This is a genomic window from Shinella zoogloeoides (assembly GCF_033705735.1).
In the GTDB taxonomy this organism is placed as follows: domain Bacteria; phylum Pseudomonadota; class Alphaproteobacteria; order Rhizobiales; family Rhizobiaceae; genus Shinella; species Shinella zoogloeoides_A.
This window is the reverse complement of sequence record NZ_CP131131.1, coordinates 44,493-57,568: the sequence shown is the minus strand read 5'-3', so window position 1 is coordinate 57,568 and position 13,076 is coordinate 44,493. Positions and strand designations below refer to the sequence as shown.

The window sequence follows — 13,076 nt, the reverse complement described above, 5'->3', positions numbered from 1 at the left end:
TCATCAACCCCAGAAGGAGCTATTCCGGGAAATGAAGAAGAACGTGCTCATCATCGGCGCCGGCGGCGTTGCACAGGTCGTTGCGCATAAGTGCGCCCAGAACAACGACGTGCTCGGCGACATCCACATCGCTTCGCGCACCAAGGCGAAGTGCGACAAGATCATCGCGTCCGTTCATGAGAAGAAGGCGATGAAGCAGCCGGGCGTGCTCGAAGGTCACGCCCTCGACGCGCTCGACATCGAGGCCACCAAGGCGCTCATCACGTCGACGAAGTCCGAGATCGTCATCAATGTCGGCACCGCCTTCCTCAACATGTCGGTGCTGCGCGCCTGCATGGATACGGGCGTCGCCTATATCGACACCGCGATCCACGAAGAGCCGGGCAAGATCTGCGAGACCCCGCCGTGGTACGGTAACTACGAGTGGAAGCGCGCCGCCGAATGCGAGGAGAAGGGCATCACCGCCATTCTCGGCGCCGGCTTCGACCCGGGCGTCGTCAACGCCTATGCCAAGCTCGCCAAGGACGAATATCTCGACAAGGTGACGGATGTCGACATCGTCGACATCAATGCCGGCAGCCACGGCAAGTACTTCGCCACGAACTTCGACCCGGAAATCAACTTCCGCGAATTCACCGGCGTCGTCTATTCCTGGCAGAACGGCCAGTGGCAGACCAACAAGATGTTCGAGATCGGCAAGGACTACGACCTGCCGGTCGTCGGAACGCGCCGCGCCTATCTGTGCGGCCACGACGAGGTGCATTCGCTCGCCAAGAACATGGACGGCGCGAATGTGCGCTTCTGGATGGGCTTCGGCGATCACTACATCAACGTCTTCACCGTGCTGAAGAACCTCGGCCTGCTCTCCGAGCAGCCGGTCAAGACGGCCGAAGGCCAGGAAGTCGTGCCGCTCAAGGTCGTCAAAGCCGTGCTGCCCGATCCGGCATCGCTCGCCCCCGGCTACGAGGGCAAGACCTGCATCGGCGACTACGTGAAGGGCCTGAAGGACGGCAAGGAAAAGACCGTCTTCATCTACAACGTGGCCAACCACAAGGAAGCCTATGAGGAAGTCGGCTCGCAGGGCATCTCCTACACCGCCGGCGTTCCGCCGGTCGCCGCCGCGATGCTCGTCGCCACCGGCGAGTGGGACGTGAAGAAGATGGCGAATGTGGAAGAACTGCCGCCGAAGCCCTTCATCAACCTCCTGAACCGGATCGGCCTGCCGACCCGCATCCAGGACGAGGACGGCGACCGCGCCGTCAGCTTCTAAGCTCGATGCCCATGCCGTGGACGGCATGGGCAAGGCTGCCAAAACGGAAAGGCCGGCGTAATGCCGGCCTTTCTCATGACGGCTATCGCCAATCAGGCGATCTTCTCGATCTCCAGTTCCTGCCCGCCCATCGTCACCACATCGCCGACCGCCTTGCCCATGAGGAGGCGCGCGACGGGGGAGACATAGGAGATCGACCCTGCCTTGGGATCGGCCTCGTCCTCGCCGACGATGCGGTAGGTCTGCACGCGGCCGTCGTCCCGGTTGAAGGTGACGGTGCTGCCGAAGGCGACGGCGTCGTTCGTCGCGGGAGCCGGAACGAGCTGGGCGGTGCGCAGCCGCTCGGAGAGGTAGCGAAGGTCCCGAACGGGGCCGGCCAGCTGGCGGCGGCGCTCATTGATGTCCTCGATCGCGTTGGCGGCCTCATAGGCCTCCCTGGCCTCCTGAAGCTGGCTCTCGAGCGCCTTCAGGCCCGTCTCCGTCACGAGATTGGGATGCGGAGAAACGGGGCGGTCCGGCAGCTGCGTTTCCGCCGCTGTCTCCGCGCTCTCTTCCTTGACGAATGCAACGCTCACGCGCGAACTCCGTTATGACCACGCAATCCACGCCGCCCAATGGTCTGGCGGCCGGCATTGCTCAAAAGCCTATCCTTACGGACATTCGCGCGCGAAAGCTACCGCAGCCAGATGGCAAGGTCGGAAGGCTTGCGGCCGCGACGCTTCTGCGCGCCAAGCTTTTCCCAAGCGAATTTCTTCGCCGCCGCCTCGGCCGCCTCGCGGGTCGGATAGGCATCCGGCAGCACATAGTCCTTGCCCTCGCAGCACACCAGCGCACGGCAACTGAGAACGTCGAAATGCAATTGGATATCGGTCTGTTCGTTCATTTCGCCCTCCCTTCACGGCAGGAATCGAACACGCAACAGCCCCGGAAGTTCCGGGCCCTCACGGCTTTGTGCGAAAGCGTACGGACGACGGAACGCTTCGCGTAAAAAGCCCCGGCGAAAGTCACATTCGCCGGGGTCGAGAGGACGGAAGGAAGCTTGCAGACCTCAGATGATGCCGCCACCGCCTGCGACGGAAGCGGGGCGCTCGGCGGCCACCTTGGCGCGATAGCCGCTGGCCCGATAGGTCGCGACGGGGTCGACGGCGCCGCCCGTGCGGCGGCGGGCCTCGGCGAGGATCGGCTCCACGTCGGTGCGGTAGGCGCGCTTGAGCGTCTCCGTCGCCATCAGGGCGTCGTTGTCCTCCTGGTAGCCGGAAAGCGCCGTGCGGTCGACGAGGAGGGCCTGCGCGTAGGCGCGGCGGATTTCGTTCGCGCTGTTGATCAGGCTCTCGATCGGGTCGGTGACGTTGTGCGACTGGTCGATCATGTGGGCAGGATGGAAGCCTTCCACGCCGCGCGCTTCCGCATCCACCAGCTCGTTGAAGACGAGGAAGAGCCGGTAAGGCTCGATGGCGCCGGCATCGAGGTCGTCGTCGCCATATTTGGAATCGTTGAAGTGGAAGCCGCCGAGCTTGCCGAACTGGATGAGCCGGGCGACGACCATCTCGATATTGGTGTTCGGCGCGTGATGGCCGAGGTCGACGAGGCACTGGGCCTTGGGGCCGAGCGTCTGGGCGATCAGGTAATTGGTGCCCCAGTCCTGCACGACCGTCGAATAGAAAGCCGGCTCGTACATCTTGTGCTCGGAGAAGAGCTTCCAGTCATCCGGCAGGCCCTTGTAGATCTCCGCCATAGCGGCAAGGTAGCGCTCGAACGCCTTGGTGAAATTGCTCTGGCCGGGGAAGTTGGAGCCGTCACCGATCCAGACCGTCAGCGCCTTGGAGCCGATGGCCTTGCCGATCGCGATGCATTCCAGATTGTGCTCGACCGCCTGGGCGCGTGTCGCCGCGTCAGTGTGGCTGAGCGAACCGAATTTGTAGGAATGTTTCTGGCCGGGCGCATCGGAGAAGGTGTTGGAGTTCATGGCGTCGAAGCCGAGGCCGAGCGCATCGCCCTTCGCCTTCAGTTCCTTCGGATCGGCCTTGTCCCACGGGATATGCAGCGAGACATTGGGCGTGGCGCGCGTCAGCTGCTGGATGACGGCGCAGTCGTCCAGTTTGTCGAAGATGCCGCGCGGCTCGCCGGTGCCGGGAAAGCGCGCAAAGCGCGTGCCGCCCGTGCCGACGCCCCAGGAGGGGACGGCGACGAAGAACTTTTCGACCTTGGCCGTGACGGCCTCGATGTCGATGCCACGGCGGGCGAGGTTCGCACCGAGCGCCTCGTAGTCTTCCTTCAGCGCCGAGGCGCGCCTGTCGTTTTCCCGCGCGACGACATCCTGCGCGATCCTGAATTCAGCCATTCCATCCTCCCTGATCCACGCGGACTAGCGCGGGAAACTCTGCGCGTTGCCGGCATCCACGTTGATGATGTTGCCCGTCGACTTTGCCGAAAGGTCCGATGCGAGGAAATAGATCGCCTCGGCGATGTCCTCCGGGAAGACGTTGAGCTTGAGCATCGAGCGCTTGCGGTAATGCTCCTCCAGCTCGCTCACCTCGATCTTCGAGGAGGCGGCGCGCTGTTCGCGCCACTCGCCGCCCCAGATCTTCGAGCCGCGCAGCACCGCGTCCGGATTGACCGTGTTGACGCGGATGCCCGCTTCCGCGCCTTCCAGCGCAAGGCAGCGCGCAAGATGGATCTCGGCGGCCTTGGCCGTGCAATAGGCCGAGGCGTTGGGCGAGGAGGCAAGGCCGTTCTTGGAGGCGACGAAGACCACGTTGCCGCCGATATTCTGGCGGCGGAACAGGCGGAACGCCTCGCGGGAGACAAGGAAATAGCCGGTCGCGAGAATATCGATATTCTTGTTCCACATCGAAAGCTCCGTGCTTTCGACGGGCGCGGAAGAGGCGATGCCCGCATTGGAGACGAGGATATCGACGCCGCCGAATTCGACGCAGGCCTCCGCGAAGGAAGAAATGACGCCCGCCTCGTCCGTCACGTTGAGCGTGACGGTGCGCACGACATCGCCGCTATACTTCTTCGCGAAATCCGCACCGACTTCCGCCAGCGCATTGCCATCGATATCGGCCAGCACCACGCAGGCGCCCTCGCCCGCCAGCCGTTCTGCCGTCGCGCGGCCGATGCCGCCGGCGCCGCCCGTCACGAAGGCGACACGGCCGGCAAGGCTCTTCGGCTTCGGCATGCGCTGGAGCTTTGCCTCCTCCAGCAGCCAATATTCGATGTCGAAGGCCTCCTGCTCGGGCAGTCCCTGATATTCGGAAACCGTGGAGGCGCCGCGCATCACGTTGATGGCGTTGACATAGAACTCACCGGCGATGCGCGCCGTCGCCTTGTCCTTGGCGAAGGAGAGCATGCCGACACCGGGAACGAGGAAAATGACCGGGTTCGGATCGCGCATGGCCGGTGAATTGCCGCGCTTGCAGGCTTCATAGTAGCGCGTGTAGTCGGCGCGGTAATCTTCCAGCGCCTTGTCGAGGCCGGCGATCACGGCATCCACGTCGGGCTTTGCCGGATCGAAATCGACGATCAGCGGGCGGATCTTAGTGCGCAGGAAATGGTCCGGGCAGGAAGTGCCGAGCGCGCCAAGCGGCTTCAGGTCCTTCGAATTGACGAATTCCAGTACGGCGGCCTGGTCGTCGAAATGGCCGAGCTTGCGCTCGCCCTTGCCGATGCGGCCGCGGATTTCCGGCATGAGCTTCGCAGCGACGGCACGGCGCCCGGCTTCATCGAGGCTCTTGGCGACGGCGCCGCCGAAGATCGTCTTGCCTTCCGTCTCCCTGCCGAACCATTCGATCGCCCGGTTGATGATGTCGAGCGTCAGCAGGTAGCAATCCCTAGCGTCGTCCGCCCAGGTGAAGAGCCCGTGGCTTTCGAGCACGACGCCCTTGGCCTTGGGATTCGCCTTGACGAAGGCTTCGAGGTCGAGGCCGAGCTGGAAGCCGGGGCGGCGCCAGGGCAGCCAGCCGATCTCCTCGCCGAAGATCTGCGCCGTCAGCGCCTTCGAATTCTTCGCGGCGGCGATGGCGATGATCGCGTCCGGGTGCATGTGGTCGACATGCACATGGGGCACGAAGCCGTGCAGGGGCGTATCGATGGAGGCGGCGCGCGGGTTGAGGTTGAAGGTGCAGTGCGGCAGGAAGCCGACCATGCGGTCCTCGTCCTCGACGCCCCTGTAGATGCCCTTCAGCGCTTCCAGCTTCTCCATGTAGAGCGTGGCGAAACCGTCGAGCTTGATCGTGCCGACGTCGCCGCCGGAGCCCTTCACCCACAGAACGCGGACCTTTTCGCCCGTCAGCGGATCGGTTTCCTCCACCTTGGCCGAGGTATTCCCGCCGCCATAGTTGGTGATGCGCTTGTCGGCGCCGAGGAGATTGGAGCGGTAGAGCAGCTTGCCGGGCTCGTCGAGCCTCGCGGCATAGGCGTCGTCCCAACGGTTTTCGAGAAGGCGGGGCTGGCCCGTCATGACATCCTCCCTGGTCTGTCCAATCACGGGATGCCGGCGCGGCTTCCCGTCTCCTTTGCCAGAGCTATGGCGCACCTTGCCTCGCAATGTCAATCATTTTTGATCATTAAAGATCATTGTGCAGTGCAATATGCTCTTTTTTGATCGTTTCTGATTGACAAGATAAATTGAATGCGAATAAATCATACTGAGGAGGAGCCCCATGCACGAACGCGAACGCCATCGCATCATTTTGAGCGCGATCCAGGAAAAGCCCGTCGTGACGGTGCAGGATATCGCCGAACTGACCGAGGCATCCGAAGCCACGATCCGCCGCGACATCGCCGCGCTGCATGTGCAAGGCAAGCTGCGCCGCGTGCGCGGCGGCGCCGAGGCCGTGCATCCGCCGCAGCTCGGCAATCTGGCAGCGCGTCCGTTCAAGGTCTCCGAATCGATCAACATCGATCGCAAGCGCGCAATCGCCCGCCGCGCGGTGGAGCTCTGCGAGGAAGGCGACTCGATCATCATCAACGGCGGCACCACGACGTTCCAGATGGTGCATTTCATGTCGGCCCGCCGCCTGCAGGTCATGACCAATTCCTTCGCCATCGCCGAGCATCTGGTGAAGCATTCCAAATGCACGGTGAGCGTTCCCGGCGGCGCGATCTACCGCGACCAGAGCCTCATCCTCTCACCCTTCGACAATGACGCGATCCGCAATTTCTATGCGCGGCGCATGTTCATCGGCGCACAGGGCGTCAATGCACTCGGCATCATGGAGGCGGACGCGCTGGTCATCCAGAGCGAGCAGAAGCTGATGCGGCAGGCGGAAGAGCTGATCGTCATGGTCGATTCCAGCAAGTTCGAGCGGCGCTCCAGCCTCATTCTGTGCCCGCTGGAGAATGTCACCACGATCATCACCGACGACAGGATTTCGGACGAGGCGGCCGCCATGGTCGCCCATGCCGGCATAAGGCTCATCACGGTGAAGCCCATGGCTTCGACCGAGAAGGAGGATTCCACCTCGGCGGCCTGACAAGGCGGGCGGCCGGGAGGATCGAACGTTTCAACACTGGGAGGAAAACCATGAAACTGACCACCAAACTGCTCGCCGGCGCGGCGCTCGCGCTTGCCGCCATGGTATCCACGGCCAATGCCGCGGACATGAAGATCGCCCTTCTCGTCAAGTCGCTCGGCAACGGCTTCTTCGAAGCCGCCAACAAGGGCGCGGAGGAAGCCGCCAAGGAACTCGGCGGCGTCGAGATCATCTATACCGGCCCGACCACGACGACGGCCGAAGGCCAGATCGAAGTCATTAACTCGCTGATCGCGCAGGGCGTCGACGCCATCGCAATCTCCGCCAACGACCCGGACGCCGTCGTCCCGGCGCTGAAGAAGGCGCAGCAGCGTGGTATCAAGGTCATCTCCTGGGATTCGGGCGTGGCGCCGGAAGGCCGCATCATGCACCTCAACCCGTCTTCCAACGAGCTGATCGGCAAGATGTGCCTGCAGCTCGCCAAGGACCACCTGCCGGACGGCAAGGGTGACTTCGCGATCCTCTCGGCAACGACGACCTCGACCAACCAGAACACCTGGATCGAGGAGATGAAGAAGCAGATCAAGGACTTCCCGGGTCTCAACCTCGTCACCACCGTCTATGGCGACGACCTGGCCGACAAATCCTACCGCGAGGCCAACGGCCTCCTGACCTCGCAGCCGAACGTCAAGGTCATCGTCGCCCCGACGACGGTCGGCGTCCTCGCCGCCTCGCAGGCCGTCAAGGATGCCGGCAAGATCGGTGAAGTCTACGTGACAGGCCTTGGCCTGCCCTCCGAGATGGCTGGCGCCATCAAGTCGGGCGCGACCAAGGAATTCGCCATCTGGAACCCGATCGACCTCGGCTATTCCGCCACCCAGATCGCCTATCACCTCGTCAAGGGTGACACGGACGGCGCGCCGGGCTCGGAAATCGAAGCCGGCCGCATGGGCAAGATCAAGGTCGGCGACAATGGCGAAGCCGCCATGGCCGATCCCTTCGTCTACGACGCCTCGAACATCGACCAGTTCTCGAAGATCTTCTGATCCTTCGAACCAGCCTCCCGGCGGCTCCGGCCGCCGGGTTTCCTTTCCTTTTCCGGTACAGTCGATGACGAGCGCAGCAGCTTCCATTCCGGTCGCGAGGACCGAGGCGGCGGGAACGCCCATTCTGGAGATGCGCGGCATCTCGCAGATCTTCCCCGGCGTGAAGGCGCTCGACGGCGTCGATATCGCGCTCTATCCCGGCGAGGTGACGGCGCTGATCGGCGAGAACGGCGCGGGCAAATCGACGCTGGTGAAGATCCTCACTGGCATCTACCGCCCGAACGAGGGCGAGATCGTCATGGACGGCCAGCCCGTGACCTTCGCCAACGCGCAGGCCGCCATCGACGCCGGCGTGACGGCGATCCATCAGGAGACCGTGCTTTTCGACGAATTGACGGTCGCCGAGAACATCTTCCTCGGCCACGCGCCGCGCACGCGCTTCGGCCTCATCGACTGGAAAACCATCAACGAGCGCGCCCGCGCGCTGATGCACCAGCTCGAAAGCAATATCGACCCGACGATCAAGCTGAAGGACCTCTCCATTGCCCAGCGGCATCTGGTGGCGATCGCCCGGGCGCTTTCCGTCGAGGCCCGCATCGTCATCATGGACGAGCCGACGGCCGCCCTTTCCCGCAAGGAGATCGACGATCTCTTCCGCATCGTCGAAAACCTGAAGAAACAGGGCAAGGCCATCCTCTTCATCAGCCACAAGTTCGACGAGCTTTACGAGATCGCCGACAGTTACGCCGTCTTCCGCGACGGGCGCATGGTGGGCGCAGGCCGGCTGAAGGAAACGCCGCAGGAGGAGATCGTGCGGCTGATGGTCGGCCGCGACGTGCATGACGTCTTCCCCAAGAGCAAGGTCGCCATCGGCGAGACCGTGTTCAGGGTCGAGGGCTACTGTCACGACACGGAATTCCGCGACATCTCCTTCGACCTCCGGCGCGGCGAGATCCTCGGCGTCTATGGCCTGATCGGCGCGGGACGCTCGGAACTCTGCCAGTCGCTGTTCGGCATGACCGTTCCGGCCTCGGGAAAGACCTTCCTCAACGGGCGCGAGATCGCCATCCGCTCCTCCGCCGACGCCATTGCCGCCGGCATCGTCTATGTGCCGGAAGAGCGCGGCCGCCACGGCCTCGCGCTCGAAATGCCGATCTACCAGAACATGTCGCTGCCCTCGCTCGCCCGCACCTCGACGCGCGGCTTCCTGAAAGCGATCAACGAGTTTTCGCTGGCGCGCAAATATGCCGAGCGGCTGGACCTTCGCGCCGCCGCACTCTCCGTGCCGGTCGGCACGCTTTCGGGCGGCAACCAGCAGAAGGTGGTGATCGGAAAATGGCTCGCCACGAAGCCGAAGGTCATCATCCTCGACGAGCCGACCAAGGGCATCGACATCGGCTCCAAGGCCGCCGTGCATGCCTTCATCTCGGAACTTGCCGGCGAAGGCCTTTCCATCGTCATGATCTCCTCCGAGCTGCCGGAAATCCTCGGCATGTCGGACCGCGTGATGGTGATGCGCGAGGGGCTGATGGCCGGCCTGTACGACCGCGACGGGCTGACGGCGGAAACGCTGGTGCGCGCGGCGACCGGCAACGCATAGGGACGGATGAGCATGCAGCGTCTTCTCAAGAACCGTGAACTCCTGCTGGCCCTGATCATCCTCGTGATGATCGCCGGCTTCGCGACGCGCGCGGCCGGCTTCGCCTCCCCTGTCAATCTCGCCAATATCTTCAACGATACGTCGATCCTGATCATCCTCGCCCTCGGCCAGATGACGGTCATCCTGACCAAGTCGATCGACCTTTCGGTCGCTGCCAACCTTGCCTTCACCGGCATGGCTGTCGCCATGCTGGACGCGGCCTATCCCGGCCTGCCGCTGGCGCTGCTCATCGTGCTTGCCGTCGGCATCGGCGCTGCGCTCGGGGCGATCAACGGCTTCCTCGTCTGGCTGCTGCAGATCCCGCCCATCGTCGTGACGCTCGGCACGCTCACCATCTATCGCGGCATGGCCTTCGTACTTTCGGGCGGCGGCTGGGTGAACGCCCACCAGATGACGCCCGATTTCCTCAACCTGCCGCGCTTTCCCGTCCTCGGCCTGCCGATCCTCTCCTGGCTCGCCATCGTCATCGTGCTGATGATGTGGTTCGTGCTGACGCGCACGCCCTTCGGCCGCGCCGCCTATGCCTCGGGCGGCAACCCCACGGCCGCCGTCTATGCCGGCATCGATGTCGGCCGCTCGCGTTTCCTCGCCTTCGTCCTGTCGGGCGCGCTCGCCGGCCTTTCCGGCTATCTCTGGGTCTCGCGCTATGCGGTGGCCTATGTCGACATCGCCGCCGGTTTCGAGCTGGACAGCGTGGCGGCCTGCGTCATCGGCGGCATTTCCATTGCCGGCGGCATCGGCAGCGTGATCGGCACGGTGCTCGGCGCACTTTTCCTCGGCGTCATCAAGAACGCGCTGCCCGTCATCGGCATCTCGCCCTTCGCACAGATGGCGATCTCGGGCGTCGTCATCATCCTCGCCGTCGTCTTCAACGCCCGCGCCGAGAAGAAGAAAGGCCGCATCATCCTGCGCGACCGCGCCGCCAAGGAGAGGCTGGCATGAATACCGAGACTGCAATCCGCCGCCATATCCCCGACCGGCTCGGCACGCCGATGAAGCGGCTGCTGGCAAGCTGGGAGGTGCTGCTCTTCTGCGTGGCCGTCCTCATCTTCATCGCCAATTCACTGGCCTCGCCCTATTTCCTCGATGCCTGGAACCTCTCGGACGCGACGTTCAACTTCACGGAAAAGGCACTGGTCGCCTTCGCCATGGCGCTGCTGATCATCGCCGGCGAGATCGACCTTTCCGTCGCCGCGATCATCGCGCTCGCCTCCACCGCCATGGGCGCGGCGGTGCAGATGGGCATCGGCACGCCCGGCCTCGTGCTGATCGGCATCGGCACCGGCCTTGTCTGCGGCGCGTTCAACGGTCTGCTCGTCGCCGGCCTCAAGCTGCCGTCCATCGTCGTCACCATCGGCACGATGAGCCTCTTCCGCGGTATCTCCTACATCGTGCTCGGCGACCAGGCCTATGGCAAATATCCCGCCGACTTCGCCTGGTTCGGGCAGGGCTACGTCGTCTGGGTCTTCTCCTTCGAATTCGTGCTCTTCCTCGTCATGGCCGCGGTCTTCGGCGTGCTGTTGCACAAAACGAATTTCGGCCGCCACGTCTATGTCATCGGCAACAATGCCATGGCCGCCCGTTTCTCGGGCATCCCGGTCGACCGGGTGAAGTTCATCCTCTTCCTTTTGACCGGCCTGATGAGCGGCATCGCCGCCGTCTGCCTCACCTCGCGCCTCGGCTCCACCCGGCCCTCCATCGCGCAAGGCTGGGAACTGGAGATCGTGACCATGGTGGTGCTCGGCGGGGTCTCGATCCTCGGCGGGGCGGGCACGATTGCCGGCGTCGTCATCGCCGCCTTCGTGATGGGCCTCGTCACCTTCGGCCTCGGCCTCCTCAACGTGCCCGGCATCGTCATGTCCATCTTCATCGGCCTGCTGCTGATCGTCACCATCGCCTTGCCGATCGTCGCACGCCGGATCAAGCATGCGAGGAGAGCCTGATGGAACGGCACGCATTCAAGATGAAGCTCCATCCCGGCATGGAGGCGGAATACAGGAAGCGCCATGACGAGATCTGGCCCGAACTGGTCGCCCTGCTGCGCGAGGCCGGTGCGTCCGATTACTCCATTTATCTCGACCCGGAGACCAACATCCTCTTCGGCATCCTCACCCGGCCGGGGGACCACACGATGGCGGCTCTGCCCGACCATCCCGTGATGAAGCGCTGGTGGGCGCACATGGCCGATATCATGGAGACCAACCCGGACAATTCCCCCGTCCAGAGCGACCTCGTTCCCGTCTTCCACATGCCATGACCGCTTATCGCCGCATCGCCGTCCTCGATATCGGCAAGACCAACGCCAAGGTCGTCGTCCTCGACGCTGTAACCGGCGCGGAGATCGCAGCCGCGCGAATGGCCAACACCGTTCTGAAGGATGGCCCCTATCCGCATTACGACGTCGAAGCCCTCTGGGCCTTCACACTGGACGCCTTCCGACGCTTTGCGAAGGAACCCGGCTTCGACGCGATCTCCATCACGACGCACGGCGCCTCCGCCGCCCTGCTCGACGCCGATGGCCGGCTCGCCATGCCGGTGCTCGACTACGAGCACGAATATCCGCAGGCGATCCGCGACGCCTATGACGCGCTTCGCCCGTCCTTTGCCGAAACACGCTCGCCGCGCCTGTCGATGGGCCTTAATGTCGGGGCGCAGCTGCATTACCAGAAGACTGTATTTCCGGACGCCTTCGCCAAGGTGACGACCATCGCCACCTACCCGCAATACTGGGCGGCGCGGCTGACCGGCATCGCGGCGAACGAGGTGACCTCGCTCGGCTGCCACACCGATCTCTGGAACCCACAGACGGGCGACTATTCGTCGCTGGTCGACACGCTCGGCATCCGCCCGCTGATGGCACCGATCCGGCCGGCCTTCGACGCCCTCGGCCCCCTCCTGCCGGAGATTGCCGAAGCCATCGACGTCTCCGTGCCGGTCTATTGCGGCATCCACGATTCCAATGCCTCGCTGCTGCCGCATCTGGTGGCGCGGCAGGCGCCCTTCTCGGTCGCCTCGACCGGGACATGGGTGATCAACTTCGCGGTCGGCGGCGATCTGGAGCATCTCGACCCGGCGCGCGACACACTCGCCAATGTCGATGCCTATGGCCGCGCCGTGCCTTCCTCCCGCTTCATGGGCGGGCGGGAATACGAAATACTCTCCGCGGAAATCGGCAGCGTGGCGGATGAAGCTATCCTCGCGGCCCTGCCCGCGGTGGTCGAAAAGAAGCGGATGCTCACGCCGAATGTCGCGCCGGGCTCCGGCCCCTTCCCCGGCCATCAAAGGCGATGGCTGAACGCGGAGGGCGCGAGCCCCGCCGAGCGGCATGCGGCCGCCTGCCTCTACCTCGCCCTGATGAACGAAGCCTGCCTCGGCCTGATCGGGGCAAAAGGACCGACGATCGTCGAGGGACCATTTGCGGCGAACCGGCTCTACCTCACTCTTTTGGCCACATTGACCGGCCGGCCGACCATCGCCGTGCCGGGCTCCACCGGTACCAGCCAGGGCGCCTCGTTGCTCACCGGCATCGCGCCGGTTGCAACACCGGAGACGCGGGTCGAGCCTTCGACTATGCCGGGGCTGGAGGCCTATCGCGCGGCCTGGCTTGCGACGATCGGCTAAGC

The 13,076-nt window shown here is 64.2% G+C and carries 12 protein-coding genes; 8 read left to right on the top strand and 4 right to left on the bottom strand.

Annotation, left to right across the window (positions count from 1 at the left end):
- Nucleotides 1-31: 31 nt before the first annotated feature.
- On the top strand, nucleotides 32-1,270 hold the full coding sequence (locus tag ShzoTeo12_RS17735) for a saccharopine dehydrogenase family protein (RefSeq protein WP_318913261.1): 1,239 nt from the start codon (nucleotides 32-34) through the stop codon (nucleotides 1,268-1,270).
- 92 nt (nucleotides 1,271-1,362) lie between these two features.
- Here ShzoTeo12_RS17735 and greA read toward each other — a convergent pair whose 3' ends face one another.
- The 4 genes from greA to ShzoTeo12_RS17715 form a co-directional block, all read right to left on the bottom strand.
- On the bottom strand, nucleotides 1,363-1,845 hold the full coding sequence (gene greA, locus ShzoTeo12_RS17730; RefSeq protein WP_318913260.1) for a transcription elongation factor GreA: 483 nt from the start codon (nucleotides 1,843-1,845) through the stop codon (nucleotides 1,363-1,365).
- Between the two features lie 98 nt (nucleotides 1,846-1,943).
- Nucleotides 1,944-2,153 carry a hypothetical protein gene (locus ShzoTeo12_RS17725; protein ID WP_119254326.1) on the bottom strand — a complete coding sequence of 70 codons (210 nt, stop codon included), beginning with the start codon at nucleotides 2,151-2,153 and terminating at the stop codon, nucleotides 1,944-1,946.
- Nucleotides 2,154-2,318: 165 nt separating this feature from the next.
- A complete protein-coding gene (gene rhaI / locus ShzoTeo12_RS17720) occupies nucleotides 2,319-3,611 on the bottom strand; it encodes an L-rhamnose catabolism isomerase (protein ID WP_318913258.1) in 1,293 nt (430 codons plus the stop codon).
- 24 nt (nucleotides 3,612-3,635) lie between these two features.
- Nucleotides 3,636-5,732, bottom strand: coding sequence for a bifunctional rhamnulose-1-phosphate aldolase/short-chain dehydrogenase (locus ShzoTeo12_RS17715; protein WP_318913256.1), 2,097 nt, complete (start codon nucleotides 5,730-5,732; stop codon nucleotides 3,636-3,638).
- Nucleotides 5,733-5,934: 202 nt separating this feature from the next.
- Here ShzoTeo12_RS17715 and ShzoTeo12_RS17710 point away from each other — a divergent pair, with 202 nt between their 5' ends.
- The 7 genes from ShzoTeo12_RS17710 to ShzoTeo12_RS17680 all read left to right on the top strand — a co-directional run bounded on the left by ShzoTeo12_RS17710 (nucleotide 5,935) and on the right by ShzoTeo12_RS17680 (nucleotide 13,074).
- A complete protein-coding gene (locus tag ShzoTeo12_RS17710; protein ID WP_119254323.1) occupies nucleotides 5,935-6,747 on the top strand; it encodes a DeoR/GlpR family DNA-binding transcription regulator in 813 nt (270 codons plus the stop codon).
- 50 nt (nucleotides 6,748-6,797) lie between these two features.
- On the top strand, nucleotides 6,798-7,793 hold the full coding sequence (gene rhaS, locus ShzoTeo12_RS17705; protein ID WP_119254322.1) for a rhamnose ABC transporter substrate-binding protein: 996 nt from the start codon (nucleotides 6,798-6,800) through the stop codon (nucleotides 7,791-7,793).
- Nucleotides 7,794-7,857: 64 nt separating this feature from the next.
- Nucleotides 7,858-9,393 (top strand): sugar ABC transporter ATP-binding protein, encoded by a 1,536-nt coding sequence (locus tag ShzoTeo12_RS17700; RefSeq protein WP_318913253.1) that lies wholly within the window; start codon nucleotides 7,858-7,860, stop codon nucleotides 9,391-9,393.
- 12 nt (nucleotides 9,394-9,405) lie between these two features.
- A complete protein-coding gene (locus tag ShzoTeo12_RS17695) occupies nucleotides 9,406-10,395 on the top strand; it encodes an ABC transporter permease (protein WP_318913252.1) in 990 nt (329 codons plus the stop codon).
- Nucleotides 10,392-11,396 (top strand): ABC transporter permease, encoded by a 1,005-nt coding sequence (locus tag ShzoTeo12_RS17690; RefSeq protein ID WP_318913251.1) that lies wholly within the window; start codon nucleotides 10,392-10,394, stop codon nucleotides 11,394-11,396. Before ShzoTeo12_RS17695 ends, ShzoTeo12_RS17690 begins: the two co-directional genes overlap by 4 nt.
- On the top strand, nucleotides 11,396-11,710 hold the full coding sequence (rhaM, locus tag ShzoTeo12_RS17685; protein ID WP_119254319.1) for an L-rhamnose mutarotase: 315 nt from the start codon (nucleotides 11,396-11,398) through the stop codon (nucleotides 11,708-11,710). The genes ShzoTeo12_RS17690 and rhaM overlap by 1 nt, the downstream gene beginning before the upstream one ends.
- On the top strand, nucleotides 11,707-13,074 hold the full coding sequence (locus ShzoTeo12_RS17680) for an FGGY-family carbohydrate kinase (protein WP_318913250.1): 1,368 nt from the start codon (nucleotides 11,707-11,709) through the stop codon (nucleotides 13,072-13,074). The genes rhaM and ShzoTeo12_RS17680 overlap by 4 nt, the downstream gene beginning before the upstream one ends.
- The last annotated feature ends 2 nt before the right edge of the window (nucleotides 13,075-13,076 follow it).

Bases quoted from the DNA above. Each gene is read 5' to 3' on its own strand.
- ShzoTeo12_RS17735 (WP_318913261.1), top strand. From the start codon at position 32: ATGAAGAAGAACGTGCTCATCATCGGCGCCGGCGGCGTTGCACAGGTC.
- ShzoTeo12_RS17725 (WP_119254326.1), bottom strand. From the start codon at position 2,153: ATGAACGAACAGACCGATATCCAATTGCATTTCGACGTTCTCAGTTGC.
- rhaI (WP_318913258.1), bottom strand. From the start codon at position 3,611: ATGGCTGAATTCAGGATCGCGCAGGATGTCGTCGCGCGGGAAAACGAC.
- ShzoTeo12_RS17715 (WP_318913256.1), bottom strand. From the start codon at position 5,732: ATGACGGGCCAGCCCCGCCTTCTCGAAAACCGTTGGGACGACGCCTAT.
- ShzoTeo12_RS17710 (WP_119254323.1), top strand. From the start codon at position 5,935: ATGCACGAACGCGAACGCCATCGCATCATTTTGAGCGCGATCCAGGAA.
- rhaS (WP_119254322.1), top strand. From the start codon at position 6,798: ATGAAACTGACCACCAAACTGCTCGCCGGCGCGGCGCTCGCGCTTGCC.
- ShzoTeo12_RS17700 (WP_318913253.1), top strand. From the start codon at position 7,858: ATGACGAGCGCAGCAGCTTCCATTCCGGTCGCGAGGACCGAGGCGGCG.
- ShzoTeo12_RS17695 (WP_318913252.1), top strand. From the start codon at position 9,406: ATGCAGCGTCTTCTCAAGAACCGTGAACTCCTGCTGGCCCTGATCATC.
- ShzoTeo12_RS17690 (WP_318913251.1), top strand. From the start codon at position 10,392: ATGAATACCGAGACTGCAATCCGCCGCCATATCCCCGACCGGCTCGGC.
- rhaM (WP_119254319.1), top strand. From the start codon at position 11,396: ATGGAACGGCACGCATTCAAGATGAAGCTCCATCCCGGCATGGAGGCG.
- ShzoTeo12_RS17680 (WP_318913250.1), top strand. From the start codon at position 11,707: ATGACCGCTTATCGCCGCATCGCCGTCCTCGATATCGGCAAGACCAAC.